28 protein-coding genes are annotated in these 25,633 nt (G+C 67.2%); 13 read left to right on the top strand and 15 right to left on the bottom strand.

Annotated features, from left to right (window positions below; translation table 11 throughout):
* A complete protein-coding gene (locus tag NS4_RS19275) occupies positions 1–468 on the top strand; it encodes a RidA family protein (RefSeq protein WP_063060925.1) in 468 nt (155 codons plus the stop codon).
* A 109-nt stretch (positions 469–577) separates the two neighbouring features.
* Here NS4_RS19275 and NS4_RS19270 read toward each other — a convergent pair whose 3' ends face one another.
* The gene (locus NS4_RS19270) at positions 578–1,237 is read right to left on the bottom strand and encodes a response regulator (protein WP_063060924.1); all 660 of its coding nucleotides are present in this window, start codon (positions 1,235–1,237) and stop codon (positions 578–580) included.
* The gene (locus NS4_RS19265) at positions 1,234–2,316 is read right to left on the bottom strand and encodes a sensor histidine kinase (protein ID WP_063060923.1); all 1,083 of its coding nucleotides are present in this window, start codon (positions 2,314–2,316) and stop codon (positions 1,234–1,236) included. The genes NS4_RS19270 and NS4_RS19265 overlap by 4 nt, the downstream gene beginning before the upstream one ends.
* 194 nt (positions 2,317–2,510) lie before the next feature.
* On the opposite strand from NS4_RS19265, the gene NS4_RS19260 reads away from it, so the two are divergent.
* A complete protein-coding gene (locus NS4_RS19260; protein ID WP_063060978.1) occupies positions 2,511–2,876 on the top strand; it encodes a DUF6223 family protein in 366 nt (121 codons plus the stop codon).
* Positions 2,877–3,008: 132 nt separating this feature from the next.
* Here the strand turns inward: NS4_RS19260 and NS4_RS19255 are convergent, their stop codons facing one another.
* The 3 genes from NS4_RS19255 to NS4_RS19245 form a co-directional block, all read right to left on the bottom strand.
* Complete coding sequence (locus tag NS4_RS19255; protein WP_063060922.1) at positions 3,009–3,545, bottom strand: hypothetical protein; 537 nt, start codon at positions 3,543–3,545, stop codon at positions 3,009–3,011.
* Positions 3,542–4,540, bottom strand: a complete 999-nt coding sequence (locus tag NS4_RS19250; protein ID WP_084487506.1) for an MlaD family protein — start codon at positions 4,538–4,540, stop codon at positions 3,542–3,544. Before NS4_RS19250 ends, NS4_RS19255 begins: the two co-directional genes overlap by 4 nt.
* Positions 4,541–4,917: 377 nt before the next feature.
* A complete protein-coding gene (locus tag NS4_RS19245) occupies positions 4,918–5,409 on the bottom strand; it encodes a nitroreductase/quinone reductase family protein (protein ID WP_063060920.1) in 492 nt (163 codons plus the stop codon).
* Between the two features lie 165 nt (positions 5,410–5,574).
* Between NS4_RS19245 and NS4_RS19240 the strand changes: the two genes are divergently transcribed.
* Positions 5,575–6,015 (top strand): DUF6069 family protein, encoded by a 441-nt coding sequence (locus tag NS4_RS19240; protein ID WP_174552110.1) that lies wholly within the window; start codon positions 5,575–5,577, stop codon positions 6,013–6,015.
* Between the two features lie 966 nt (positions 6,016–6,981).
* Positions 6,982–7,572, top strand: a complete 591-nt coding sequence (locus NS4_RS19230; RefSeq protein ID WP_063060918.1) for a hypothetical protein — start codon at positions 6,982–6,984, stop codon at positions 7,570–7,572.
* Positions 7,573–7,699: 127 nt separating this feature from the next.
* Here the strand turns inward: NS4_RS19230 and NS4_RS19225 are convergent, their stop codons facing one another.
* A complete protein-coding gene (locus NS4_RS19225) occupies positions 7,700–8,650 on the bottom strand; it encodes a DUF5996 family protein (RefSeq protein WP_063060917.1) in 951 nt (316 codons plus the stop codon).
* Between the two features lie 52 nt (positions 8,651–8,702).
* Positions 8,703–9,143, bottom strand: coding sequence for a DUF2267 domain-containing protein (locus tag NS4_RS19220; protein WP_063060916.1), 441 nt, complete (start codon positions 9,141–9,143; stop codon positions 8,703–8,705).
* Between the two features lie 212 nt (positions 9,144–9,355).
* Between NS4_RS19220 and NS4_RS19215 the strand changes: the two genes are divergently transcribed.
* Entirely contained in the window at positions 9,356–9,889 is a 534-nt protein-coding gene (locus NS4_RS19215; protein ID WP_245665546.1) for a hypothetical protein, read from the top strand.
* A 43-nt stretch (positions 9,890–9,932) separates the two neighbouring features.
* Here NS4_RS19215 and NS4_RS19210 read toward each other — a convergent pair whose 3' ends face one another.
* The gene (locus NS4_RS19210) at positions 9,933–10,913 is read right to left on the bottom strand and encodes a LysR family transcriptional regulator (RefSeq protein ID WP_084487505.1); all 981 of its coding nucleotides are present in this window, start codon (positions 10,911–10,913) and stop codon (positions 9,933–9,935) included.
* Positions 10,914–11,009: 96 nt separating this feature from the next.
* Between NS4_RS19210 and NS4_RS19205 the strand changes: the two genes are divergently transcribed.
* Positions 11,010–12,224, top strand: coding sequence for an MFS transporter (locus NS4_RS19205; protein WP_063060915.1), 1,215 nt, complete (start codon positions 11,010–11,012; stop codon positions 12,222–12,224).
* 266 nt (positions 12,225–12,490) lie between these two features.
* A complete protein-coding gene (locus NS4_RS19200) occupies positions 12,491–12,991 on the top strand; it encodes a cupin domain-containing protein (protein ID WP_063060914.1) in 501 nt (166 codons plus the stop codon).
* 62 nt (positions 12,992–13,053) lie between these two features.
* On the opposite strand, the gene NS4_RS19195 is transcribed toward NS4_RS19200, so the two are convergent.
* From NS4_RS19195 to NS4_RS19175, 5 genes are all read right to left on the bottom strand, one after another.
* Positions 13,054–13,605: a dihydrofolate reductase family protein gene (locus NS4_RS19195; RefSeq protein WP_063060913.1), complete on the bottom strand. Its 552-nt coding sequence runs from the start codon at positions 13,603–13,605 to the stop codon at positions 13,054–13,056.
* Between the two features lie 119 nt (positions 13,606–13,724).
* Positions 13,725–14,975: an acyltransferase family protein gene (locus tag NS4_RS19190; protein WP_063060912.1), complete on the bottom strand. Its 1,251-nt coding sequence runs from the start codon at positions 14,973–14,975 to the stop codon at positions 13,725–13,727.
* A complete protein-coding gene (locus NS4_RS19185; protein WP_169811781.1) occupies positions 14,972–15,772 on the bottom strand; it encodes an SGNH/GDSL hydrolase family protein in 801 nt (266 codons plus the stop codon). Before NS4_RS19185 ends, NS4_RS19190 begins: the two co-directional genes overlap by 4 nt.
* An 899-nt stretch (positions 15,773–16,671) precedes the next feature.
* The gene (locus tag NS4_RS19180) at positions 16,672–17,307 is read right to left on the bottom strand and encodes a hypothetical protein (RefSeq protein WP_063060910.1); all 636 of its coding nucleotides are present in this window, start codon (positions 17,305–17,307) and stop codon (positions 16,672–16,674) included.
* Complete coding sequence (locus NS4_RS19175; RefSeq protein ID WP_063060909.1) at positions 17,304–17,699, bottom strand: SANT/Myb-like DNA-binding domain-containing protein; 396 nt, start codon at positions 17,697–17,699, stop codon at positions 17,304–17,306. Before NS4_RS19175 ends, NS4_RS19180 begins: the two co-directional genes overlap by 4 nt.
* 56 nt (positions 17,700–17,755) lie before the next feature.
* Here NS4_RS19175 and NS4_RS19170 point away from each other — a divergent pair, with 56 nt between their 5' ends.
* From NS4_RS19170 to NS4_RS19145, 6 genes are all read left to right on the top strand, one after another.
* A complete protein-coding gene (locus NS4_RS19170) occupies positions 17,756–18,952 on the top strand; it encodes a PEP/pyruvate-binding domain-containing protein (RefSeq protein WP_063060908.1) in 1,197 nt (398 codons plus the stop codon).
* A complete protein-coding gene (locus tag NS4_RS19165; protein WP_218020371.1) occupies positions 18,949–19,617 on the top strand; it encodes a histidine phosphatase family protein in 669 nt (222 codons plus the stop codon). The genes NS4_RS19170 and NS4_RS19165 overlap by 4 nt, the downstream gene beginning before the upstream one ends.
* A 73-nt stretch (positions 19,618–19,690) precedes the next feature.
* Positions 19,691–20,332: an AAA family ATPase gene (locus tag NS4_RS19160; protein ID WP_218020370.1), complete on the top strand. Its 642-nt coding sequence runs from the start codon at positions 19,691–19,693 to the stop codon at positions 20,330–20,332.
* A 141-nt stretch (positions 20,333–20,473) separates the two neighbouring features.
* A complete protein-coding gene (locus NS4_RS19155; protein WP_063060907.1) occupies positions 20,474–21,019 on the top strand; it encodes a YybH family protein in 546 nt (181 codons plus the stop codon).
* 84 nt (positions 21,020–21,103) lie between these two features.
* Complete coding sequence (locus tag NS4_RS32975) at positions 21,104–21,430, top strand: hypothetical protein (protein WP_063060906.1); 327 nt, start codon at positions 21,104–21,106, stop codon at positions 21,428–21,430.
* 91 nt (positions 21,431–21,521) lie between these two features.
* Positions 21,522–22,769, top strand: a complete 1,248-nt coding sequence (locus tag NS4_RS19145; RefSeq protein WP_157106124.1) for a cytochrome P450 family protein — start codon at positions 21,522–21,524, stop codon at positions 22,767–22,769.
* A gap of 64 nt (positions 22,770–22,833) precedes the next feature.
* On the opposite strand, the gene NS4_RS19140 is transcribed toward NS4_RS19145, so the two are convergent.
* Both NS4_RS19140 and NS4_RS19135 read right to left on the bottom strand, forming a co-directional pair.
* Positions 22,834–24,477 (bottom strand): flavin-containing monooxygenase, encoded by a 1,644-nt coding sequence (locus NS4_RS19140; RefSeq protein WP_063060905.1) that lies wholly within the window; start codon positions 24,475–24,477, stop codon positions 22,834–22,836.
* Positions 24,478–25,017: 540 nt separating this feature from the next.
* Positions 25,018–25,599 (bottom strand): DUF1707 SHOCT-like domain-containing protein, encoded by a 582-nt coding sequence (locus NS4_RS19135; RefSeq protein WP_169811780.1) that lies wholly within the window; start codon positions 25,597–25,599, stop codon positions 25,018–25,020.
* Between the last annotated feature and the right edge of the window lie 34 nt (positions 25,600–25,633).

The raw sequence follows: 25,633 nt of genomic DNA, 5'->3' as shown, positions 1-25,633 counted from the left end.
GTGACTGACCCGCACGAACGCCTCCGGGCGCTCTCCCTCGAGCTCCCCGTGCTCGGAGCCCCCAAGTACTCCTACGAGCCGACCACCCGCTGCGGAAACCTGCTGTGGGTCTCCGGCCAGATCTCGCGCACCGCCGCGGGGGAGATCCTGCGGGGCCGCATGGGCGAGGACGCCACCCTCGAGGACGGGCGCCGGGCCGCCGAAATCTCGGCACTCAACCTGCTGGCCCGGATAGACGACGCGGTGGGTCTCGCGAATGTCGAAAAGGTGCTGAAACTCGATGTCTGGATCGCCGGTACCGGCGATTTCATCGACCAGCCGACGGTCGCCGAGGGCGCCTCCCAGTTGTTACGCACGGTACTGGGCGATGCCGGGCGGCACGCGCGGACCGCCCTGCCCGCCCCGGTACTGCCCCAGGGCGCACTGGTGGAACTCGACGCCACCATCGCGGTGCGCGGCGGGGTCTGACGGTTCTCCGGGTCGCCGACCGTCGGTGGCCGGCGCTTTGCCCGCACCGCCGCATCGAGGATGCCGCGGTGTGGGCAGCGGCGTCCGAGGCGCGCGAGAGCGGGTGAGATCACGCCCGGCGCGGTATCACCAGGCCGGATTCGTAGGCCAGGACCACGAGTTGGGCGCGGTCGCGGGCGTGGAGTTTGGTCATGGCCCGGTTGACGTGGGTTTTGGCGGTCAGTGGACTGATCACCAGATGGGCGGCTATCTCGTCGTTCGAAAGACCCCGCGCAACGAGGGCGACCACCTCCCGCTCGCGGTTGGTCAGCTCGGTCATCGCAGCCCGGTCCGGGCCGAGCGGCCGGCTGACGTACCGGTCGATCAGCTTGCGCGTGATCGACGGCGCCAGCAGCGCGTCACCGCGGGCAGCGACCCGGACGGCGTGCAGGAAGTCCTCCGGTTCGATGTCCTTGACCAGGAATCCGGCCGCGCCCGAACGCAGGGCGTCGAAGACGTGCTCGTCGAGACCATAGTTGGTGAGGATCACCACGTGCACCCCGCTCAGGGCCGGGTCCGCGGCGATACGCCGGGTCGCCTCGATACCGTCCACGAGCGGCATCTGGATGTCCACCAGTGCGATATCGGGCCGATGTTCGCGAGCCAGCTCGACGCCCCGTGCGCCGTCGGCCGCCTCGGCCACGACCTCGATATCGTCCTCCAACTCCAGCAGTGCGCGGAAACCGCTGCGGATCAGCGGCTGGTCGTCGACCAGCAGGACACGGATCACGACGTCCGCTCCACGGGCAGCTCGGCTCGGACGGTGAACCCGCCCTCACTCCGGGGCGCGGCGTGCAATCGGCCGCCGAGGGCGGTGACCCGTTCCCGCATCCCCAACAGTCCCACACCCGGCTCGGAAGTGGTGTCCGGCGTGGCTCGACCGTCATCGTCGACCCGGATCACCAAAGAGCCGGGGTGGTAATCGATACGGACCGTGGCGGCCCCGGCGGCGGAGTGCCGGGTGATATTGGTCAGTGACTCCTGGACGATCCGGTACGCGGTCCGGTCCACGGCCACCGGCAGGGCCGTGCGCCGCCCGGCAACCGTCAATGTCGCCTCCAGTCCGGTGGTGCGGACCCGGTCCACCAGCTCCGCGACATGATCGAGTCCGTACGACGGTGGGCGGTCGTCGCGCAGGACCGCAAGGGTGGCCCGCAGCTCCCGGGATGCCTCGCGCCCGGCTTCCAGGATCGCCGACAGCGCCTCGGGCACCTGTTCGCCGCGCCGGCGGGCCGAGTGGACGGCTACCTCGGCCTGCACCTTGATCACCGAAATCTGGTGTGTCAGCGAGTCGTGCAGCTCCCGCGCGATATGTAATCGCTCTTCGTCGGCCCGGCGCCGCGCGGTCTCCTCCCGGGTACGTTCGGCCTCGTCGGCACGCCGCTCGGCCTGCCGCAACGCTTCGCCCGCCGCGCCCGCGGCGACCAGCCACGCCAACTGCAGCACGTCCCGGGACTCCATGAGGGCCTCGTTCAGGAGTAGTTCGCGCGGCGAAACCAGCAGCGCCACGGGCATGGCCGCCACCATGACCACCGACCCCGCCACGGCTGCCGGCCAGCGCCCGGCGCGGACAGCCGCGTATACGGCGACCAGGAACGCGACCGCGGGTACGTCCACCCCGAGAGCCTGGTACGCCAGCGCGGTCGACCCCGTGACGGCCAGCACGGCGATCGGCGCCCGGCCGGCGGCGGCCGGCGCCAGCCCGCCCAGGACCAGCAGCACCCAGCCCAGCGGGGGCCCGGACAAGCCGGAGAGGAGCTGGAACACCGCGACGCCCCCGGCGATCGCCCAGTTCCGGAGCCTTTCCATGGGTGCACCCTATCCCGATATCCACCGGGGGAAGTCGGGCACCAGGATGATCCCACCTACTGCGTACGCAGTATTCCGGCCGGGTTTCCACGCCTCCGGCGGCAGCCTGGAACGCCTGCGTGCGCACGACGACCGGAGGCCGGTCCGGCGGCGACGATGGATACGCATTCCAGTCGTTGGAGAAGGAGCACGCCATGCCCGTCCGTCACCTGTTCGCCACCTCGCAGATCCTGGCCCAGTCGGAGGCCTCCGGATTGACCGCCGGACGTTTCTGGTCCCTGGTGGGTGTCGCGGTGGCACTCGTCGGTGTGGTCGTCGGCACCCGCGCACTCCTGCGCCGCACCGGACGCCGCTCGGCGGTCGCCGCACTGGCGGCCGGGATGGCCGGCCTGGTGCTCGGTGGGCTGGTCGTGCTCGCCGCCGAGGGCGGACCCGGCACCGGATACGGGATCGTCGGCGGTTTTCTCGCCTCCCTCATCGGGTTGGTCGCCGCGGTCGTCGGCGCGTTCGCCCTGCGGAGGATTCAGCCCTCACTCCCCACCTCCGAGCATCGCGGATGAGCAACCGGATCAGGTACGGGTCCCCGAGGCAGACGGTGACGGCACCGACGAGGGAAATTACGCCCGAACCGGATGCTGTGCCGCCCGAACTCCTGCGCTGTCCGCGCGATACGAGGAAATCGCGCGAGTGTCTCAGTGCGGGCGGTAGTCGGCGACGAGCCATTCGTCACCGACACGCTGCACATCCACTGTCACCAGGGTGGACGTGCCGACCGGTTCCGGGTGCCGGACGTTACGGGTCTGCTGGGTCGCGAAGACAGTGACGCTGTAGTTGTCACCGTCGACGGCGTCGACCGCGGTGCTCACGACCTCACCTTGGGCGACGACCTCGGCTTCGATCATGATCTTCGCGAGTGAGTCGCCGACGGCGTCGTAGCGGTTGGAGAACCCGGCGGTCGTTCCCTGCCGGACCCCGGCGAAGAAGGCGTCGAGACTACGGAAGTCATAGGTCAGCGAGCGTTTCGCGTAGTCGGCGGCGACGGCGGCCACCCGGTCGCGATCGGTGATGCGGCCGTGTAGGTCGTCCAGCTGATCCTGGGCGGAGATCCAGCGCCAGCAGAGAAGTACCGCCAGGACGACGAACGCGGCCGCGGCGAGTCCCCACGCCGATACGGTGGCCACCGAACCGGATGCGCGCTGTTCATCGACCTCGCGTGGGTCGCGCGTCATCGGCACACCGCCTCATGCTGCGCTCCGGCGAGGACGGCCGGGGCGAACGGCCAGGAAGAACAGGGGGACGCGGATGCGGAGCTTGCCGCCGGATGGTCGGAGTTCAACCCATTGATCAGTTCCGGCTTCAGCGACAGGACTTCCACGAGCTGGTCGGGGCGAGAAGCGAGGATGCGCAACTGCTCGTGCAGAGCCGGATAGGCGTCTTCGGAGGGAGATCCCGGTTCGGCGAGAAGTCCGCCCTCCGATGCGAGGCTCGAATCCTGCGAGAAGAGCGAGTCGACCAGTTCCACGGCGTTGTCGAACAGACCTACCAGTGCTGCGATCCGCTCGATCAGTACGCCGACCTGTTCGGCGATACCGCCGAGCTCGGTGGCGATCTTGCCCAGATTGTGAATGAACACCGCGACAGCGGCATGCTCGTTCGTCGCGTACTGGAGTAGGTCACCCAGAGCCGTCAGTACCGGTCCGATACCCGAGCTGTCGCCCTGGAGGACCCGGCCCACGTTCTCCGCCACCCGTCCCAGCTCCTCGACGTCCAGCGCGGTGAACAATGGCCGGAAGCCGTCGAACAGCCGCGATACATCGAAACCCGGCGCGGTCCGCTCCCGCGGGATGGTTGCCCCCGGGGCGAGTTCGCCTCCTCCGGGGCCGGACTCGGACAGTTCCAGGTAGTACTGCCCGAGCACGCTCTGATAGCGGACTGCGGCGTGGGTCGTGTCCAGGACCGGCCGATCGTGACCGACGCTGAATCGCACCCGGGCCGTGGCATTGTCGGATACGTCGATCGCGGTGACGGTTCCGATCCGATTTCCGGCCAGCCGGACACCGCTTCCGGTGCTGAGTCCGGAGACCTCGGTGAAGACCGCCCCGTACTCGGTGCCGACTTCGGCGGCGGGTCCGCGCGCGGTGGTCAGGACCAGGCTCAGACAACACACGGCGACAACACCGAAGACGGATAACCCGATCATCGCGGGGCCACGCGCGGATGACATCGCACTCCTTCTGGGCTCGGCCGACCTGCGATGTGCGGCGCGGTGTCGGCGACGATTCAGGGTTGCGCTTGCACCGGCCCCCGGCGACGACCCGGAAACGTCTGGGCGAGAGGGTCATTCGATTCCGGCGTCCGGTAGCAGGCAAGGGCGACCGAACCGTATGGCATGAACGGTCGGATACCCAGGTCCAGAATCATGGCGAGCATTTCTCGGCGGCTCGGCGCGGCCGGCCGGCCACTCGAGTAGTCGAAAGGTCATGCCTCCGTCGTGAACTGCGCTACGACAAGGGATTACCGGCGCCTGATTACGACACTTCGCGCGTCGTCGGCGAGCCGTATCGGCGCGATCCGCGAAACCACATCGCTGCGCGGACTCCGCTACGCATCGACAGCGGGTGCCGACGCGGCACCCTGATCGGCCAGTCCCGATACTCGTTGCACCACCACGAGCGGAATCTCCCGTCCGGTCTGCTGCTGATGTGCGGCCATATGCGGAAATCGGCTCTCCAGCATCGCGAACAGTCGCTCACGTTCGGACCCGGTGGCAGTGTGCGCGGTGCCGGTGAACAGGTCGATACCCGCCGGGGTGGGCAGCTCGACGATGACCTGCGGCTCGGCGACCAGGTTCCGGTACCACATCGGATGTTCGGCCGCGGCCATATTGGAGGCCCACAGCACGATTCGATCGTCACCGTCGGTCAGGTACGCGAGCGGAACGATATGCTGGCGCCCGCTGCTTCTGCCGACAGTGGTCAGCAGAACGAGGTCGGCCCCCTTCAGCATCCCGTCCATGGTGATCTCCCCGCCACCTGCGCGGAAATTCTCGACCACGGACCGGTTGAACGCACGCATATCACTCGGCAACGACATCTGCGCAATATTAGTCACCCACTGCGCCGGGCCCTGGGATACCTGCGGGGGCACCGAAGTATCAGAAGTGATCTACGTCATGCTGTGAACCGGCGGTATTGACCTCAATATTTGTTCAGGTTTCAGGATGGTTCCACACGACCCGCACAGCTTCAGGAGATCATCATGAGCACCGCGACCACCACGGCCCATACCGCCGCCCGCATCCCCGCACTGAATCGTCCCGTCGCCCTGTTCGGCGCGATCGGCGCCGCGCTCCTGGCCAACCTCGTCGTCTGGCTGATCGGGGCGGCCGCCGGTGGCACCTTCGAAACGACCGAGGCGGGCCGGGTCCAGAGTGTGGCTCCCGGCGGCATCATCGTGATGACCGTGGTCCCGATGCTGATCGGTCTCGGTGCCGCCGTGCTGTTGTCCTACCGGTGGATCGGTGTGCTGCGCGTCGCCGCGGTGACCGGTTCGGTGCTCGCGGTCGCCACTATCGGTATGACCGTCGGCGCCGACTTCGACACCGCCTCCACGATCGCGCTGTCGATCACGCACCTGACACTGGTCCCGGCCCTGGTCGTCGCCACCGAGGGCCTGCGCCGCACGCTGCTCGCAGGGTGACATACGCGGACGAGAAGGGTCTGTATCCGACGGATGCAGGCCCTTTCGGCCGTGGCCGTGTTCTACGAGCGGGGTGAACACGCGGGCGAGTTCGTCGGGTGTTGCGGCGATATGTGCGTTGTAGTCACTGGATTTCCACTGCGAGTACCGGCACGCGATCGCCGGGTCGGGACCGATGGCTTCGCGGATCGCTGCGACCGCCGCGGCCAGGAAGTGGACGCGGGCCTCGAGCGTGCCGCCGTAGTCGTCGGTGCGGGCCGCCCCGGCCCGCCGCCGGTGGTCCGCGAGCCGGCCGGGGCGGCGGCAAGATCGGCGACCGGAGAGTCCGGCGGGCAGTGGGTCGCACCGGCCGGCTCCGCCGGACTGGCTTTTTATTTTTTCTGACGTATGGTCGAGGTCGGTCGGATGGAACTTCGGAAAAGGAGCGACAGTGGCTGATAAATCGCGTGGGAAATCGTTGAAGAAACCCTCGTCGACCTTGGAGCAACGCCGGGCAGCGAAGCGTGAACGGCAGGAGCAGTCCAGGGTGATCGTTCGAAAGAGGAAGCGCTGAGTCGGTTCTCGACCTCTCGCCTGGCGGTTGCCCGCCCTCGTGGCGGGTAGGATTCGAGTGAAGTCCCGGAGGGCCGTCTGCCGCCGGGAATAGTGAGGCGAGAAGGAAAATTCCTCCGTTATCGCTTATTTACGGATTCTCTTGCGATATTTTCGCACCGAACCGATGCATCCCAGTTCACGGCGATGAGCCGTGCAATTTTTATATTCGAGGAGTAACCATGACTGCCCCGGGAATCGCGGACCGAAAAAACGACCGTGAGTCGCGATTCAGCACCGCCGAGATCAAGTCCCGGATCGAGGCGATGTTCGACGCCCGCACACCCTTCGCACACACAGACAGGTACGACAGCCGTGATCGCCACGAGAAAGAACCCTAGGGGCAGGACGTATGCGCGGCCTCGGCGCAGCACGTTGCTGCCGTCCACGGATCGGGAAGCCGGCGGGGCGGCGGTTGTCGCCGGCCCGCCGACCCGCCTTCTCGACGCGATCTTCGCGGAGTTCCACCGCTGTGGGGTCCCGGCGGGTCGCGTCGGCCCGCCTACCGCGCGGTCGTGGCCGTGCGGTAGGGCCCCGGTCCTCGCGCAACCGATCACCGCCGGGATCGGGGGCGGCTCCGAAGCGATTGTCGTCGTCATCGATCGGCCGACGGTGAATTCCCTGTTCGGCGAGTGCGGCGGCGGTCGAGCACGCCTCCGGCTGCTTCTGCGCGCGACCAAGGCTCGGTCCTGCGAGAACCAGTTGTGCGAGACGACGACCGCGACCGCGACCGCCCTCGCCGCCCGCCGCCTGCTCATCGTGTGTGATGCCGGGCGGACGACCCGGGCCGAGCGAACACGCGCGATCCGGTGGGTTCGCGAGGTGGCACACCGCATCGGCTACGAATGCGCGATCAACGGCCTGCACGATCTCGGCACCTCGTACCTCGTTCTGGTCGCCGACACCGAGGCCCGCGAGGCGGCACGGTCGATCGTGGATTGGTGTCGGAGCGGGGAGATGCGGTGAACCGCCGACCGGCATGCCCCTGAGCCCCACGACCTCTCGGCGGCGACGGCCGCAACGGGAGGGAAGTGCCACCCGAAAGGGAAAGCCTTGCCGAGTGCGCGCTCGATATCCCGGGACCGTCCCCCGATCAAGGTGTCCGAGTCGGTGTAGTGGTGGTGGCCGGGGCGCCGCGCAGCGGAGCGATCTCCCGGTCCCAGCCGGCGGTGTCGGCGGCGGCATCGTAGGTGGATCGGAGGAACTCCAGCACGGTGGACTCGGGGTCGTCGGCGGTGCGCACGGCCTCGTAGGGAAGCAGGAACTCGTGGAGGGAGGCGTCGTAGTAGCCGGCCTGCGGCCGGATCGGTGTCTGCGCGTATCCGTCGGGCTCGGGATAGGCGTAGGCGTAGAAACTGCCCTCGGCCGAGCCGCCGGGCCAGAAGCCGGTACTGGCCAGTTCGTGTGAGTAGCCTTCGACCATGACCCAGTCGGCGCAGTTCGGGGCGCCACCCGGATGGGGTGGGGCGGTGCGCCCGGAGAAGCGGGTATAGGCCAGGTCCATCGCACCCCAGAAGAAGTGCACGGGGCTGGCCTTGCCGACGAACTCCCCGCGGAACCGGTTCAGGACCCGATCGGCGGCCACCAGCTGGCGCCAGAACGTATTGGCGTGGTCCCGGTCGTAGGCGGCATGCGTGGTGTCCTCGGCGAACGGAATCGCGCATTCCACCTCGACCGGTCTGGCCAGGATCGTGATGTCGATGCCCAGAGCGTGCAGCGCGGCCATCACTTCTTCGTAGAACGCGGCCACGGTCTGGGGCTCCAGATTGATCCGGTGCCGCGCGCCGGTGCACGATCGGATCACCAGCTGGTGGTCGATGAAATCGAATTCGATATCGAAGGTCCCCCGGTCGTAGGGGATCGCCGAGGTGGTCAGACCGCGTGCGGAGACATAAAGGGTCACCTGCCACCAGTGATTGACCATCGGGGCGCGGGCCAGGCGGAGTTTGCCGACGATCTGCATCCACATATGCAATGTGTCGCGGGTATCGGCCCAGTCGTCCACCCGCAGGGCCGGCCAGACTTCGTTCGAAGTGGTGCGCATATCCGTCCCTTCGGCTCGCTGAACCCGGGGGTTCGGGGCAGGCGGCGACGCGTCAGGCCTCGGCCATCGGCCTCTCGCCGCGCAGCACGATGCCGAGGCGATCCGGGAATACGGCGAAGACGTGATCCAGCTGGCCGGGCGACATCATCCGGTCCAGTGCGGAGGTGACACAGCCGGCGGTGAACGCGACATCACCCGCCGGGATCCCGGCGCGCTCCGCGAACTCGTCGACGAACTCCGCGACGCCGTGGTGGCCCGGTGTCCGGCTCGGGACCCACCCCTCGTACCAGATCCCGCGCAGGAAATCGGGTAGTTGGGCGGTGAGATGGGCGGAATTGGGCACACCTATCCGGTCCCGGACGGTGTGCATCCATGCGCGCAGCGCACGCAGCGCGAACGCGAGATCTTCGGTACCCAGAGCGTCGGCGACGGTCCGCAGCCAGGTGTGGGCGGTATGCATGCCGGCGGCGAGGGGATCATTGTGATGCGTCATTGGTGCACCTGCCTTCCGAGTGGCCGGTCCGGGTGCGCGGTTCGATACCGTAATTCTACGGCGTCACCAGCGGGAACAGCAGGTTCGATTCCTGTCTCCCGGTCGCTCGCGGACAGCACCGCGCTGGTGACTTCCACGAGACCGGGGATCGGCGCTACGCCCGGGACGGCGCGGAATGTAATGGGTACGTGGCGCTGCACGATCATGTACGCATGACGATCGCACGCAAATTGGCCACGACAGCAGCTACCGGAATCGTCGGTGCGGCGATGGCCGTGACAGCGCCGGGCATCGCCGGCGCCGCCGATCCGTGCCAGCTCGGGGTGTCGAATGTCGGACCCCGGACATGCGCCACGACCGAGGTCCGCACGGCCCCGGCATGGACGGTGGGCAATGGTGTGTGCGTCGGCATGCTGAGTGCCGCCGGAGTCGCCTACGACGGCCCCCTGTCCCAGTACCACGCCTTCCCGGGGACAGCGCACTCCATAGAACTGCGGATAACGCAGGGCTTCTCCCCACTGGGCAATTACGCGCCGACCCTGCTGGCCTGCGATGTCACGGCGATCGTCGACTGGCGGAATCTCGACACCGGCCGGAGCGGCTCGGTGAGCCACTTCATCCCCGCCGGCCATACGAGCTCCCGGCCGTTCTACCTGCACGTGGACTCGGGCCGGGGGCGGGTCGCGCTCACCGTGCGCACCGACCGTCCGGGCATTCCGGCCACGTCCGAAGTCCTCGTCCCCTGACCGCACCCGCACCATGAAAATACTGCGCGTCGTCCCCGGTCGGTCAGAGCCGAGCGGCGGGGGTATCGATGTGCGGAACAGCGGAAGCGTCCCGCTCGGCCTGTCGTAGAGTGCGCTGCCCTGACGATTCCGCGAGAGGGGGGAGCGCGCCCAGTAATGCCGCAAGCTTTGTCAATTGCGCGGGGCGCTGCGCGGAATGCCAGATCAGCGCCATCCTCGACTCCTCGTCGAATCCGGTGACGCGCACGTAGCGCAGGTCGGCGCGTTGGTTGCGCTCGGCCACCGGACGACAGGTCAACATCGCGTACCGACCGGTCGCGGCCAGAGTCATCCCTTCCTGGAGGGTGGTCGCACGGACCGTACCGGCTATCTGTTTCCCGAGCGGTGTGAAGCGCGGAAAGTGCACATCCCGCCAATACCGGGGCGCCGGCCCGTCCACCGAGACGAGGTCCACGTCCGCCAGCGCTTCGGCATCGATACGCTCCATCCCTGCCAGCGGATGCCCGTGGCTCACGGCCAGCATCCGGGGCGCAGGTGGGAACGCGAACCCGACCGAGAGCCCCGGCTCCCGAACCGGGAGCAACGCGACGGCGGCATCGATATCACCGGCCAGCAGCGCACCGAACGGGTCACCCAGCGGTAGCTCCCGCAGCGACAGCGCCACGTCCGGGTTCTCCTGGGTGAATCGGGCCAGTGTCCAGGTGATCGTCTCGTAGGCGAGGCCCTGGAAACCGATTCGGATGGGCGCGGCCCGCCCGGCATCCCGCCGCGTGCTGTCGACCAGCTCGACCAGCTGGGTGTAGGTGGGGCGCAACCGTTCTACGAAATCCGCGCCGCGATCGGTGAGCGTCACCCGGCGGCTGGTGCGTTCTACCAGCTGCGTCCCGATCTTGCGTTCCAGGGTGGCGACGAGCTGGCTGACTCGGCTCTGCGATACCCGTAGCCGCTGTGCTGTCCGGCCGAAATGCAGCTCCTCGGCCAGTACCAGCAGACATTCCAGCTCACGGACGGGAAGGTCCGGCATCCCGCTCCCTCCGTCGCGGCGATCGATGAGTTCAGCTGATCGAACAATGAGCTGATCGCTGTTGTTCCGCCCCAGCGGGCATCCTTGACTGGATTCATGTCCACTGTGCGTGAATCGCGAGCACCCGCCACCGAATCGAGTGGCCGTTGGCCCTCGATCGCCGTCCTCGCCCTGTCCACATTTCTCGTCGTCACCTCGGAGATGCTTCCGGTCGGCGTGCTGACGCCGATGTCCGAAGGGTTGGGCGTCACGCCGGGAACAGCCGGGTTCAGTCTGGCCGTCACCGGGATCGTGGCCGCGCTGGCCGCGCCTTTCGTCTATCGGATGATCGGCGGCGCGGATCGGCGCCATGTCCTCATGGCGGCCGCGCTCGTGCTCGCCGCCGGAAATCTGATCACCGCGATCGCTCAGGGATTCGCCGTGCTCGCGCTCGGCCGCGTGGTCGTCGGATTCGCCATGGCGGTGGTGTGGGCACTCGCGGCGGCGCTCGCAACTCGGCTGGTCGATCCCTCTCGCGCGGGGCCGGCGGTGTCGACGGTCGTCAGCGGCGTAGCGGTAGCGTCCGTTCTGGGGGTTCCGTTCGGTACCTTCCTCGGCGATATCGCAGGGTGGCGCAGCGCCTTCGGCTCACTCGCGCTGGCCGCTCTCGTGCTCGCCGTGGGGCTCGCCGCGCTCTTGCCGGCACTGCCACCGCAGCAGGACGCCGGATCAGGCGGCGAAACCGGTTCGCTGTTGGCGATTCCGGCGGTGCGCCGCGGGCTGATCGTGGTGACCCTTCTGGTCACCGCACATTTCGCCGCCTACACCTACGTGCGGCCCGCGCTGGAGGAATTGTCAGGCGTCTACGGTGCCGGTATCTCGCTGCTGCTCCTGTTCTACGGGCTCTGCGGGATCGCCGCGAACTTCGCCGCGGGTGCCGCTGCCACGCGTCGCGTCCGATCGACAGTGCTCGTCCTGGCGGCCGGTATCGCCGCTGCGCTGCCGGCACTGCCACTCGTGGGCACGACCCCGATCGGGGCCGCCGTGGTACTGGTGCTGTGGGGGTTCTCCTACGGGGGTGTCTCGGTCTGCAGCCAGATCTGGGCAGTCCAGGCCGTGCCCGAACGGCGCGAAGCCGCCACCGGTCTCTTCGTCGGGGCCTTCACCGGCAGTATCGCGCTGGGATCCTTCCTCGGCGGAGTGATCATCGACGGCGCCGGATTGCACGTGCTGCTCTGGGTTTCGGCGGGTATGGCGGCCGCGGCCGCCCTGGCCGCGGTGCCCGGCGGAGCCGTGGTTGCCCGATCCGGGAGAACCGGGGTTGCGACCTGAACCCGTCGGCCCGGCGGACCGTGAGCTGCCGGCCCGAGGATGCGCAACCCTGAGTCGGGTGTACCGCACGAACAGCCCGGGTGGGGAGCGCAGAGTTTCGATATGGCCCTGTGTGCCTGTGTCGCGCGCAGCGGCGGCACCACCCGGCTCACAGTGTGAACTGTGCTGGAGCAAGTGCGGTGGGATGTCACAGTCGGCGGGGCTGCTCCGTCGACTCTGCAGCAGATGAAAACGGGTGCCGCACCCGCCGAGACAACGGAGTTCCGATGACCGCTTCCGCGCAGACCGCCGCCCCCGTCCTCGTTCGTGCCGAGGAGGCCGAGACCCTTCAGGATGGTGCGCTGAGCCTGATCACCCTGCTCGCCGACGCCGGACAGACCGGGGGCGCGCTGACCGCCAACAAGGCGACCCTGCGCAAGGGTTCCCCCGGTGCGCCGGCGCATTTCCACACCGCCGCGACCGAGATGTTTTTGGTGCTCGACGGTTCCGTGCGGATTCTGCTGGGCGAGCGGATCGTGCGGCTCGAGCGGGGTGATTTCCTGACCGTGCCGCCCACGGTTCCCCACGCGTTCGCCCCGGCCGCCGGTGCCGAGGCAGAGCTGCTCGTGGTGTTCACTCCGGGGCTGCACCGGTTCGACTACTACCGGCTGCTCGAGCGGGTTCACCGCGGCGAGGCGAGCGTCGAGGAGATCCGTGCGAGCTCGCAACGCTACGACAACCACTATGTCGACAGCCCGGTCTGGCGCGACGAGCTCGCCGACGCGTGATCGCATAAGCCCGCCGCGTAGTCGGGACATGCCCGGACGGGAGAGCCTGCGCCGAGCGGTCCTCAATCGGCGAGGTAGCGCAGCATCACCGCGGTGTCGAAGTGCTTCGTCTCGGCCAGTCGGAGCCGGAGGCGCTGGGCCAGTGGGGGAAACATCGGTGTGCCGCCGCCGAGCGCCACAGGCAAGAGGAACAGCTGGAATTCGTCGATGAGCCCGTGCGGCATCAGCGAGGCCGCGAGGCTCGCGCCACCGACCTCCATGATGCCGTCGCCACCGGCCTTGAGCGTGCGAACCTCCTCGACCGCGTTCTCGCTGACCAGAGTGCTGTTCCAGTGGACCTCGGTGAGTGTCCGGGAGAAGACTACCTTCGGCTTCTCCGTCCAGAGTGCGGCGAAGTCGCGCTCGATGGGCGGCGCGTCCTCGGGCACGTGCGGCCAGTACTCGGCCATCAGCTCATAGAGGCGACGGCCGTGCAGCGAGACCTCGACCTCGCGGTACCGGTCGTTGTGGAACTGGTGCAGCTCCTCGTCCGGGTGGGTCCAGTCGATGCTGCCTGCGCGGTCGTTGATGTAGCCGTCCACAGACACGCTGAACCCATAGATCAGTCTCCTCATAACCGTGTAGACCTGTGTCGCGCGCGGAACTCATCGGTGCTCGCACCTGAGCCGGGACATTCGGTCAGTGCGTCCACCACGACCGACCGAGCAAGCCCTCCGCCGGGACAGCGCCATCCTCACCCGGCCGCTTTCTCCCGCGCCGCGGTGGGGCGACCGGCGAATCGGCGCATCAAGGGGTCGTCGAGCCAGTGATAGATGGCCGCCGCGGCGACCATGGACACGACCAGGCTCAGTCCGGCGAACCCCAGCCAGCCCAGCGGCCCGAACTGCTTTCCGCCGATGAACAACCGGGTGATCAACGCCATCACCGGGAACTGGATCAGATAGAAGGCGAAGGAGATATTGCCCAGCCAGACCATTCGCGGCGAGGCGGTGAACCCCCGCATTCCCGCCAGATCGCGCGCGGCCAGCGTGGCCACCAGGGCCGTCATCGGCGCGAGCAGCAGCGCTGACATCTTGTAGTTCGGCGGCACCGCCCAGGTCGCCGCGTAGGCGACCATCAGCGCGATCGCCGGCGGCGCAAGCCGGGTGTGGTGCCAGCGTCCCTCCAGCACCAGTCGTGCCGCGAGCACCCCGAGGAAGAATTCGGGCAGCCGCGAGAGCGGGAAGTTGTAGCTGAGCCAATACGACAGGGCCACCGGGATATCCGACTGCTCGAACCAGATGGGCGCGGCATGGAGTTCGAAATACGGTGACGCCTCACCCGGTATCAGCCGTGGTGCGAAGGTATTCGCGGTCCCCTTGGGTCCGGGCGCCCACAGGTAATACGCCGTGTGCAGCAACAGGATCGCCACCAGCGTCCCCGCCAGCACCCACAGCACCCGATGCCCTTTGATCCGGCGCACCAGCGGCAGCATGAGCGGAAAGCTCAGATAGAAGAGGATCTCCGCGGCCAGCGACCAGGACGGCACATTGAGGCCGCCGACCGTCGTCCACTTCGGCACCCAGGTGTGGATGAGCGCGAGGTTCGGCGCCCAGACCACCGGCCGCGTCAAGGGGACGCTTGCCACCAGGATGAACGCGGCGGCCGCGACCAGGTGGGTCGGGTAGATCTTCAACACCCGGCGCCAGTAGAACCGCGGCACCGAGCTCCCCGGCCGGAACGACCAATAGATGATGAAACCGGACAGGACGAAGAAGAAAGTCACGCCCGCGGCACCCAGCTGCATCGGCATCAGCTGATGGATCTGCCGGAACAACTCCGACTTCTGGAACGGATACACCGGCAGAAACACCAGGGCGTGCAACACGAACACGGCGAACGCCGCCCACCAGCGTGCCCCCGTCAGCGAGGGCAGCGACGGTCGTACCGTCGCCGCATCGAGGAATTCCGATCCGGCCTCGACCCGGGCCGGCGCCGTGCTCACCCGCGGATCCGCTCGTACACCGCCTCCGCGGTCACCGCATCACCGTGCGCCGAGGGATGGAACGGCATTCCGGCCACGTCGGCCTCGGGATCGAAGAAACCGTTCAACCACGGTTCGGCCGAGCACAGCCCGTGGCCCGCGGTCACCGAGCGAATATCGACGAACTCGAGGTGCAGCAGCTCGGCGGCCTCCCGTTGCGCGGTATCGAGGCGGTCCAGGTATTCGGTCACCGCGCGGCCCCTCGGCTGCACGACCTGCCCGGCGCCGAGTACGTTCACGCAGACGTGCCCCTGCGCCGCGGGGAACAATTCCGGGTACCCGACCAGCATGATCCGTGCGTTCGGCGCGTAGTAGCGCATATAGGTGATCACTTCACGGATGCGGTTGGCGTAGAGCTGCCCTGTGACGTTCCGGTATTCGGTGAACCGTCCTTGTTCGGCCGCCTCCAGCCCGCATCCGTCGACGAAGTTGAATACGCAGGTCTGCAACGAGCTGATCATCGACGCCGTATTGGTGCGGGACCAGACGTCGTTCATCCCGGTCTGAACAGCGATGACCTCGGTCTCCGGCCCGAACGCCTGCTGCTTCGCCGCCTCGGCCACCTCGTGTACCAGCCACCAGCCCTGCCCCGAGGCGATCGTGGATCCACTACAGGATGCATCCACGAAGTCCGGCGTGCCCGCGAGCTCCATCCGCTGGCTCAACCGAGTCGGCCACGACGTGGGCGCGTGCAGGCACTCCTTGGTGCCGGAGAACACCTTCGGGTAGTTCGCGGTGAACGAATCACCCAGCACCACGAGAGATTTTCCTGCGGGGCGGCTTTTTTCAACCGGCGCCGCCGCGGCCGGTGCGTACATGGCGGTCACGGCGAGTGCGGCCGCCACCACGGCGCCGAACACCCCGCTTCGACGCCGAAGGATATTGCGGAGCAAAACTATCCCGTCGGTCAGTATCCGGCCTGCGGATCGAAATCGGGCAGGGTGAGTGTCGGCTCGGGCTGGGCCGGCTCCGGCTGCGCGGGCGCCTGCGGCTGCGTGGGCGGCTGCGGTGCCGGCTCAACGGCCGGTGGCCCCACGGCCGGCGGTTCAGCGGCAGGCGGGGGTTCGACGGGGGCGGGGGGAGCCGGTGCCGGACTCTGCGGCATCGGGGTGGTCGAGGCAACGCTCGACGGTGCCTCCGGGCTGGTCGCAGCTGTACTGGAGGTCGTCCCGTGGTTATCGTGCGATTCCGATTCGTCGCCACACCCGCTCACGCCGAGCACCACTGCAGCGCATGCAAACACGGTCACCAGGCAACGTTTCATGAAAACTTCCCAATCCTGCTGGCATCAAAGCGTTCTCGACCCCCCACTCCGGATCGCGGAGTCAGCGAATTATCGCCGTCTCCGTAGAACCCGTTACAGCCCTGATTTCCTTGGGCAGGGTAGGAGGCCCCCGTCGTATCGGTCAGGGCGCAGCAGTCGCGCTCGGTCCGCGGCGAGGACGTCGCGGGTGGCGGCCAGTCGAGGAGAGCAACAGTGTCGTCGCGTCCAAGCGATCGGGCAGCGGTAGCCGACCGTATCGCCGCCACGGTCGGTGTGACATCGACGCCCGGATACGAGGCAGGCTTCGCCGCGTGGTCGTCACAGTCCGCGATACGCGCTCGGAGCTCATCGGCGCTCGCATGTGTCCGGCCGGTCTCGGAGGTGCGCTCGGGATCAGATCTCCGCGCGGCGATCGAGGCCGAGTGTCGCGAGAAGGTCTTCGTGTAGTTCGAACCAGATCCGATGGCAGGAGTCGACGTCGGTGCGATCCACCCAGCCGTGCTCCCCGCCTTTCGCTCGGCGCAGCGCCGTATCGAAGCGCGTCCCGTAACCGCTGAGTCGCGCGAGAACCGCACCGAGCTCGTCGGCGAGCGGACCGAGCGCGTTGCCGATGGCGGAGAGCTCTTCGAGGATCCGCTCGTCCCGCGCGGTATCGGAGTGGTCGTTCGCGGCGAGTGTGTTGCCGGGCGTCGGGCGGAGTTGCCAGTCGGTGCAGGCTCGTTGGAGACGCGCGTTGAGTGGGAGGAAGTCGCGGTAGAGGAGACGAATCCGATCTGCTCCGCCGATGCCGGATAGTTCCTCGTGGAGTTGCTGTTCGTTTCGAGCCCGACCCGATTCGGTCAGTGACCAGCCGTGCATGTCGGCGAATTCCGCATATTGCACCCATCCGTACGCCTGCGCATCGAGCAGGAACTCTGTCGTTTCGGCGGGGTCGAGGTGGAAGCGGTGGGCGATTGCCGGGGCATCGGCGAACCCCGATATCCGGACGGCGTGCAGGGCGAGCAGATCCGGGGAGGAGTGATGGGTCATGAGTCGGATCCGTGTCGGGTGGTCAGACGGTTGTAGTACTGCTGGCACGCCTGGGGTGAATTGAATCCCATGGCGTCTGCGATCTGCGCCCAGGTCAGCCCCGTACTGCGTGCGGCGAACAGCATCCCGGCTTCCAGGCCGTCGAGCTCGGCACGAGCGGCGGGAAGCAGTGTCAGGGCGCTGGCGATGTCGTCGGGGGTGAGCTCTCCGGATCGCCAGAGCGTGTATTGGACGAGGTCGACCGCCGAAGGTGGTGCGGGCGCGGGACGCCACGGGCGAGGGGCTATTCCACTCGCGCCGACCGCCAGGAGGTGGTCGGTGGCCTCGTGTTCCCGCTTGGCGTTCGAGTGATCCCGGCTCGCCGGGTTCGTCTCATCGCGCTGGCGTTCCATGCCGCAATCCTGCACAATCAACAAAATGTTGTCAATGTTCTGTTGAAAGGTGGCGTGTGATCCATCAGTTGCGGGATGCCGTCCCGGAAACCTGCGGTGGGAAGGCGGGCACGCTCGGGGCGCTGGTCCGCGCCGGCCTGCTCGTGCCGGACGGTTTCGTGATCCCGTTCGACGTGTATCGAGCCGCCCTCGCGAACCCCACCACGACGGTTACCGATGTGCTGCGCGATGCCATCGCCGAGGGGCTCGCGAGACTGGGCGATCGGCCCGTCGCGGTCCGTTCGTCGGCGGACGACGAAGACACGCCCGCGGCCTCCGCGGCGGGGCAGCACGAGAGCGTTCTCGCTGTGCAAGGCGTCGACTCGGTCATGAACGCGGTGCAAACATGCTGGACTTCGTTGTGGTCGCAGCGTGCGACCGCCTACCGTGCCGCTCTGGGCGGGCACGAACGTGGATCGGGTCACGTGGCGATGGCAGTCCTCGTCCAGCGTCTGGTCGACGCCGAGGTCTCCGGGGTCATGTTCACTCCCACCGGCCGGTGCGGCAACACCGCGATCGAAGCGTCCTGGGGCCTCGGGCCCACTGTGGTCGGCGGTGCTGTCACCCCCGATGCCTACCGAGTCGACGGCAGCGGGGCGGTCACCGAGAACATCTCGGATAAGCGTCTCCGGATGGATCGCGACGGCGCGGTGCTGGTCACCCGCGATGTGTCGGCCACCGATCGTGGCGCGGCGACGATCGATGACGAGACCGCGGTGCGTCTGAGCCGGCTCGGGCACACGATCGCCTCCGTTCTCGGTGGACCGCAAGACGTCGAATGGGCGCTCGAGGGTGATCGGATCTGGATACTGCAGGCCCGTCCCATCACTGCCGGGTTTCCCTCACCCCCACCGGATGAGTCCGCGAACAATGCCGCAATCGGTTCCCCGCCGAGCTCGACGGGCACACCGGGCAGTCCCGGAACCGCGACCGGCACCGCCCGGATCGTGCGCGGCCCCGGTGATTTCGCCCGGGTCCGCCCTGGGGACATCCTGGTCTGTCCGTACACCGATCCGGCCTGGACACCTCTGTTGCGGATCGCGAAGGGCGTCGTGACGGAAACCGGGGGTGTGCTCTCCCACGCTGCGATCGTCGCCCGCGAAATGCGTATTCCCGCCGTCCTCGCGGTTACCGGCGCAACCGATCTGATCCGCGACGACACCCCCGTCACGATCGACGGCTCGGCGGGAACCGTGACCGCCGTCGGAATTTGACCCGCACGACCCACCGGCCGAAAGAGGCGCGAGCCGAGCAGGCCCTGTATCCCGAGCAACATATGGCGATCCGATATCTCTACCTCACCCGACACGGCCACGCCGACCCCTTCGGGCAGCTCACCGCCACCGGACGCGAACAAGCACGCCTGCTCGGCGCACGTCTGGCGCATATTCCGTTCGACGCGGTCCGGCATTCCCCCCTGTCCCGGGCAGCCGACAGTGCTCGCGAGACAGCACAGCGCTTTCGGTCCCGCGTGCCGGTCACCGAAGCCGCGGAACTCGTCGACCACATCCCTTACGTACCCGCACCCGACGAAACTCCCGCGTCCTGGATGCCGTTCTTCGACGGCTACGACACCGCGGAAGCCGAGAACGGACAGCGAATCGCGCAGCGCCTGATCGACACCTTCGCGACCACGCCCGAGCACGAGCGGGACATCCATGAACTGCTCATCACCCACGCGTACCCGATCGCCTGGCTGGTCAGAGACGCGCTCGGCGCACCTCCCGCCCGATGGCTCGGCCTCGACAGCGCGAACGCCGCCCTCACCGTCGTCGAGTACCGCCCGGGCCTCCCCCCGCGCCTCGTCATGTTCAACGAGATGAGTCACCTTACGCCCGGGTTGCAATGGACCGGATTCCCAGAAACCATCCGTCCTTGACGGGCCTCTCCGCCGGCCTGGAAGGAAATATGTCGATTGCGTAGCGCTCGCCGGCGCAGCCCCGGATAGGTTGATGGTCATGCTGCTCTGGATCAACGGTCCCTTCGGCGGGGGAAAGACACAGACCGCGTTCGAGCTGCGCCGCCGGGTTCCCGGCAGTGTCGTGTGCGACCCGGAAATGGTGGGATACGGGTTGCATCGCATGATGCCGCCGAAGCTGCGGACCGATTTCCAGGACTATCCGAGCTGGCGGCAAGGCGTGTTCGAGGTCTTGGACCATGTGCTTCGTGAGCACGAGGGCGTGGTGATCGCCCCGATGACCGTCGCCGACCCGCGGTACTTCGACGAGACGGTCGGGCGGCTGCGCGAAGCCGGTCACGATGTACGCCATTTCGCGCTGCTGGCGCGCCGGGAGACAGTTCTGGATCGTCTGCGCGATCGTGGGCTCGGCTTCGCTCCGATTCTGCGAGCGGTCGGCCAGGAGGATCTGCTGCTGCGTGCGGAACAGTTCGCGGTGGACCGGTTGGATTTCTGCCTCGAACAGCTGAGCAAGCCCGAGTTCGCCGACCACATCCGGACCGACACGATCCCGGTGGCAGCGGTAGCCGCCCGCATCGCCGACACAGTCGGCCTGACACTGACGCCCGACACCGACGGCCGGATACGGGGCCGGCTCCGCCGCATGGCCGTCACAGTCCGCAACATCCGTTTGTGAGCCCCTCCGGACTTTGTACCGCATCGCGGCGATATCGGGTCGCGCCTCACATTCCTCCGGGCTACTTCGTCGGATTACTGCAAGCGCAGGGTCGGCTGCCGGGTAGTCGGCTGCAGCCGGAAAGCGTCGAACGGAGAGACGATGATGTCACACGAAGCCCAGATCAGGGCGTTGCTGGAGAGCCGTACCAATGCACAGCGGTCCAAGGACATCGATCGCCTCATGTCCTTCTATTCACCGGACATCGTCTATTACGATGCCGTAGCGCCCTTGCGGTTCACAGGTTCGGCCGAAGTGCGCCGCAACTTCGTGCGATGGTTCGATGGGTACGTCGGCCCCATCGGCTTGGAAACCCACGATCTGACCGTCATCACAGCCGAGGACACGGCTTTCGCCCACATGCTCCACCTGGACTCCGGAAAGCGCCCCGGCGGGATCGAGCTGCCGATATGGGTGCGCGAGACAGTGTGTCTGCGACGGACGGACGACGCCTGGGCGATAACGCACGAGCACATCTCACTCCCGGTCAACCCGGCGAATTTCCAGGTCTGGTTCGCGTCCGAGAAGGACTCTCCCGCCCGAGGCGGTGGACGATCCATATTCGGGCTGGTCACGACCGGTTTGCTCATGCGTTTCGGTCTGCGGCGGAGAGGGGTTCGAGAGACCGGAGTCACAAGCCCGTCCTGATTCGGGCTCAGCGCCCCGGGTGAACATCACCTTCGGCGAGACCGCTTCGTCTATCCATATGCGACAGAGAGGGCCGACGACACCATGAGCGGCGAACATGGGACTGCGCCCCGCATCGAATCCGGCTCGGACTCGGTCATGGGCGAGCGCCACCAACTGATCAATCTGGCGTACCGCCTCCTCGGCTCTCTGGCCGATGCCGAGGACGTCGTACCCGGCCTGGCGATCCAGACGAACCGAACCATCACCTCGGTCGTCGCCTTCGACCTCGCCGACAACCGGATCGCCCGCGTCTGGGCCGTTCGCAATCCCGACAAACTACGGAATTGGATCACCGCAGACAGCATTCATTCGCAACCGACTATGGTTGTTGCCTCGCCAAAAATGTTGGACTGTAACGGTTCCCGGTAATATGCGCCAGCATGCCCACACAACGAATGCCGGGCCGTCGGGCGGCAGGCCGAAAGGGACGCAACGCGGCACCGCGCAGGGGAGTCACGCGTTGAGCGACACAGATCTGGGTTCGCAGGGCGAATCCGTGATCGCACAGGGTCCCCCGATATCCGCCGGCTCTCATGTTCGGCTGGACATCCCCTCGTTCGCGGCCGATCCGCACCGCACCTACGCGGAGCTGCGACGTCACGGCCCGTTGGTGCCGATCGAGCTCGCTCCGGGTGTGCCGGCCACGCTCGTGATCGGTTACCAGGTGGCCATGCGAATCCTCAACGACGAGGACCATTTCCCCGCCGACCCCCGCCGATGGGAGAAGAACGCCCCCGGGGACTCTCCGATGTTGCCGATGCTGGGCTATCGCCAGAACGCGCTGCGAACCGCAGGCCTGGAACACGAGCGCTATCGGCGCACCATCATCGCGGCGCTGGACACCGTCGACATGCACAAGGTGCACGGAGCGGTGGCGCGGGCCGCCGACGCGCTGATCAACGACTTCTGCGAACGCGGTACCGCCGACCTGCGAACGGACTACGCGTATCCGTTGACCTTCCGGGTCATCAGTGAACTGATGGGCTTTCCCGAAGACGCCGCGGCCGAGGCCTACCACGGTATGGCTGCCATGCTGGAGGGAGTGGGCGCCGAGGAGGGGCAGCAGCGTTTCGTCCAGGCGCTGATCGGAGTTGTCGAGCAGAAGCGGGCCGAGCCGGGCGACGATCTGACCTCGGAGCTGTTGCAGCACCCGGACGGGCTCGATGCCATGGAGATGGTGAACCAGGCCGCCCTCCTGTTCTCGATGGGAACGGAGCCGACCTGCAATCTCATCCTCAATGCGTTGCTGTTGTTGATGACCGACGAGCAGTACGGGGGCGAGGTCCTCAGCGGCGCCATGGCCACGCGGGACGCTATCGATGCGGTGCTGTTCGAGGATCCGCCGCTGGCGAATTGGTGCGTGAGCTACCCCAGACAACCGCAACTCGTCGGCGATGTGTGGCTGCCGGCCGATCAGCCCGTGGTCATCAGCCTGGCCGCGTGCAACAACGATCCCGGCATCGCGGGCGGTGACCGCAGGGGAAACCGTTCGCACCTCGCATGGGGAGGTGGCCCGCACGGCTGCCCGGCCCGGACCCTCGCCCAGACCATCGCCTCGCAGGGTATCGACCTGCTGCTCGATGCCCTGCCCGATATTCGCTCGAAAGTACCCGCCCGGCAACTACCTTGGCGGCAGGGACAGTTCCACCGCGCCTTGGCGGCACTACCGGTCGAATTTCCGGCGTGCCCGCCGATGCGTCTCGCCTGATAGGGCTACACCGGACACCACACGGTGGCGGGCGCTGCGGTGCCCGCCACCGGCAGTGCCTCGGTCACCGCGTCAGAGTGAACCCGTCGTAGTCGTCGGCGGCGACCTGGTCGCATTTCTCGCGATATGCGCCGACGCCGCCGATGTAGGCATACATCACCCTCGGCTTGCCGGGCACATTCGATCCCACGTACCAGGAGTCCACCTTCGGATACAGCGTCATATCGCCGGCTTCGCCGACGTGCCGCGTCCATTCCTGTTCAGCGTCGCCCTCGGCCTCCATGGTCGTGACGCCCTTGGTTCGCATCACATCGATCGCGTCCGCCACCCAGTCGACGTGCTGCTCGATGGACACCAGCATGTTCGACAGAACCGCCGGGCTGCCCGGGCCCGTGATCGTGAAGAGGTTCGGAAAACCCGCCACGGCGAGACCGAGGTAGGTGACGGGCCCGTCGGCCCACTTCTCTCGCAGCGACGCACCGCCCCGGCCGCGGATATCGACCGCGTCCAGCGCACCGGTCATCGCGTCGTATCCGGTGGCGTAGATGATGTCGTCGAACTCGAAGCTCTCCTGCGTCGTCTCGAGTCCGGACTCGGTGACCTCGGTCAGCGGGGTCGCGGAAACATCCACGAGCCGGACATTGGGACGATTGAAGGTCTCGTAGTAGTCCGTACCGAGAACCGGGCGCTTGACGCCGAACAGGCCGGAGGGCTGAAGTAGTTTCGCGACAGCGGGATCCGTCACGATTTCGGCGATGCGGTCGCGGATGAACTGGGCGGCGGTCTCGTTGGCGGCTTCGTCGGTGAGGGTATCGGTGAAGCCGGTCAGCATGCTGACCAGTTCGCTGTTCTTGTCCTCCCAGACCGCCCGGTAGAAGGCATTCCGCTCGTCTTCGCTCACCTCGAGCGCCCCCTTGGTGGCCTCGGGCCGTGCGATGCCGAACGACGATTCCCGGTTGGCCTTGCGCACATCGCGATAGCGAGACTTGATATCGCGCTGGAATTCGGGATCGATCGCGTGATTGCCGGCGGGAAGCACATAGTTCGCGGTCCGCTGGAACACGGTGAGCTTCTCGGCCGTCTCGGCGACGAGCGGAATAACCTGCACCCCCGAGGAACCCGTGCCGATCACCGCGACCCGTCGGCCACTGAAGTCCACCTCCTGATCGGGCCAGTCGCCGGTGTGGAAGCTGCGACCCCGGAACGTATCGATGCCCGGCACTTCCACCATCTTCGGCGCCGACAGGCAACCTGTCGCCATGATCGCGAACCGCGCCGAGACGACCTCGCCCTGATCGGTCGTGATCCGCCACCGCGCGGCGGGCTCGTCGTACACCGCGGCGGTGACCCGGGTTCGCAACCGCACGTCCTTACGCAGATCGAAACGATCCGCGACGTGGTTGATGTAGCGGAGCAACTCCGGCTGCGGCGGCAGCTTCTCCGTCCACTCCCACTCCTGCTCGAGCTCCGGATCGAAGGAGTAGTTGTAGTACATGCTCTTCACATCGACGCGTGCGCCCGGATAACGGTTCCAGTACCACGTGCCACCGAGTCCGCCACCGGCCTCGTACACCTGCACCGAGAGTCCGAGTCCGCGCAACTTGTGCAGCATGTAGAGACCGGCGAATCCGGCTCCGACGACGACTGCGTCGATCTCGCGAGCCTCATGCCCGGTCGAGAATGTGGAATGCTCCGAGGTCGTTGTCATCGTGGGTCCTGCCTTTCCATCAGTCGCCGTGGGAGGAACACAGCGGTTCGGTTCGACTATGTGGCGAGCCGGCAGTTACCTGGTCGAGGAAAGAGCTGGGCGTGATGTGGTGGTCGGACGTTGTAGACGATGACACCGCAGAAGTTCCTGCCCCCTCCCTCATATCGCTGCAACCCGGTTGATGTCACGAGCTCATCGGTGCGCGAACGAGACCCGCCGAGCGTCAGTATTGCAGAACGTCACAGTTCGCGGTCGGCGGAACATCGTTGCGCGCGTTGGTATTTGCTCGGTCATTCCTGGGTTGTGGTCGCCCCGCAGCCTTCGTGCGCGGAAGCGTCTCGGCTCAGCCGATATCACCGAAATAGAGGCCACACCGACGAGCTTCTGCTGACCGCGTGTCAGCTCGCCGGGCCGCCGCGCCGCGGTAATCAGGTCGGAAGCGCCGAAAAACGCAGTCCCGTTGCTCGCCGTGGGGCTATTCGGACATCCGGAGCAGTGCGGGGTAGCCCTCGGCAGTGATACGGACGGAGAACCGCTTCCTCAGCGGAACGGCCACCACCAGCGCCGGCGGCGGGGGTGACGGACAGTGATTCCGGCGTGTTCGATGCGGCCGCTGATCCGGAGCCGGGGCATTCCGGCTACCGGGGGGACCGCCTTGTTCGTGATGCGTCCCCACTCGGTGACCATATCGTCGAGGTCGATGATCCAGCCCTGGGGTACGACGAATTCGACGCCGCCGTGTTTGGAATCCACTTCGACCAGGATTTCCCGGGACCGCAGCACGGCAGTGCCGAAATCGAGTACCACTCTGCCGTGTTCGGAGCGCACGACGATCTGCGGTGGCACCAGCCAGGCGCCCTGCCGTGCGAGTTTGCTGCCCTTCGAGCGCAGTACCAGGCGGTCTGTCGTACCGCCGTGCGCGACAGGCGACAGGTCGGCAGTGACCACCTCCAGCTCCGACCTGGTTCTACTGGAGTACACGGCGGCGAGTCGCTCATCCAATTCGGTGAGGTCCAGCCGTCCGTCGGCGTGCGCCTGCTGGATGAGCGCGGCGGCGTTCTCGCGTTCGTTGTCGGTGGCGCGCACCGCCGGGAGGTCCTCGGGTGGTGGCTCTACCGTCATATTCGTCACCATAGCGGAGCGGTGAATTCGCCGG

It is taken from the genome of Nocardia sienata NBRC 100364 (assembly GCF_001613205.1).
Taxonomy (GTDB): Bacteria; Actinomycetota; Actinomycetes; order Mycobacteriales; family Mycobacteriaceae; genus Nocardia; species Nocardia sienata.
This window is presented reverse-complemented; position numbering and strand designations above follow the sequence as displayed.

Excerpts from the sequence above, each read along its gene's own strand:
- NS4_RS19265 (WP_063060923.1), bottom strand. The coding sequence starts at position 2,316 with ATGGAAAGGCTCCGGAACTGGGCGATCGCCGGGGGCGTCGCGGTGTTC.
- NS4_RS19260 (WP_063060978.1), top strand. The coding sequence starts at position 2,511 with ATGCCCGTCCGTCACCTGTTCGCCACCTCGCAGATCCTGGCCCAGTCG.
- NS4_RS19255 (WP_063060922.1), bottom strand. The coding sequence starts at position 3,545 with ATGACGCGCGACCCACGCGAGGTCGATGAACAGCGCGCATCCGGTTCG.
- NS4_RS19250 (WP_084487506.1), bottom strand. The coding sequence starts at position 4,540 with ATGTCATCCGCGCGTGGCCCCGCGATGATCGGGTTATCCGTCTTCGGT.
- NS4_RS19245 (WP_063060920.1), bottom strand. The coding sequence starts at position 5,409 with ATGTCGTTGCCGAGTGATATGCGTGCGTTCAACCGGTCCGTGGTCGAG.
- NS4_RS19240 (WP_174552110.1), top strand. The coding sequence starts at position 5,575 with ATGAGCACCGCGACCACCACGGCCCATACCGCCGCCCGCATCCCCGCA.
- NS4_RS19225 (WP_063060917.1), bottom strand. The coding sequence starts at position 8,650 with ATGCGCACCACTTCGAACGAAGTCTGGCCGGCCCTGCGGGTGGACGAC.
- NS4_RS19220 (WP_063060916.1), bottom strand. The coding sequence starts at position 9,143 with ATGACGCATCACAATGATCCCCTCGCCGCCGGCATGCATACCGCCCAC.
- NS4_RS19215 (WP_245665546.1), top strand. The coding sequence starts at position 9,356 with ATGACGATCGCACGCAAATTGGCCACGACAGCAGCTACCGGAATCGTC.
- NS4_RS19210 (WP_084487505.1), bottom strand. The coding sequence starts at position 10,913 with ATGCCGGACCTTCCCGTCCGTGAGCTGGAATGTCTGCTGGTACTGGCC.
- NS4_RS19205 (WP_063060915.1), top strand. The coding sequence starts at position 11,010 with ATGTCCACTGTGCGTGAATCGCGAGCACCCGCCACCGAATCGAGTGGC.
- NS4_RS19200 (WP_063060914.1), top strand. The coding sequence starts at position 12,491 with ATGACCGCTTCCGCGCAGACCGCCGCCCCCGTCCTCGTTCGTGCCGAG.
- NS4_RS19195 (WP_063060913.1), bottom strand. The coding sequence starts at position 13,605 with ATGAGGAGACTGATCTATGGGTTCAGCGTGTCTGTGGACGGCTACATC.
- NS4_RS19180 (WP_063060910.1), bottom strand. The coding sequence starts at position 17,307 with ATGACCCATCACTCCTCCCCGGATCTGCTCGCCCTGCACGCCGTCCGG.
- NS4_RS19175 (WP_063060909.1), bottom strand. The coding sequence starts at position 17,699 with ATGGAACGCCAGCGCGATGAGACGAACCCGGCGAGCCGGGATCACTCG.
- NS4_RS19160 (WP_218020370.1), top strand. The coding sequence starts at position 19,691 with ATGGTCATGCTGCTCTGGATCAACGGTCCCTTCGGCGGGGGAAAGACA.
- NS4_RS19155 (WP_063060907.1), top strand. The coding sequence starts at position 20,474 with ATGATGTCACACGAAGCCCAGATCAGGGCGTTGCTGGAGAGCCGTACC.
- NS4_RS32975 (WP_063060906.1), top strand. The coding sequence starts at position 21,104 with ATGAGCGGCGAACATGGGACTGCGCCCCGCATCGAATCCGGCTCGGAC.
- NS4_RS19140 (WP_063060905.1), bottom strand. The coding sequence starts at position 24,477 with ATGACAACGACCTCGGAGCATTCCACATTCTCGACCGGGCATGAGGCT.
- NS4_RS19135 (WP_169811780.1), bottom strand. The coding sequence starts at position 25,599 with ATGACGGTAGAGCCACCACCCGAGGACCTCCCGGCGGTGCGCGCCACC.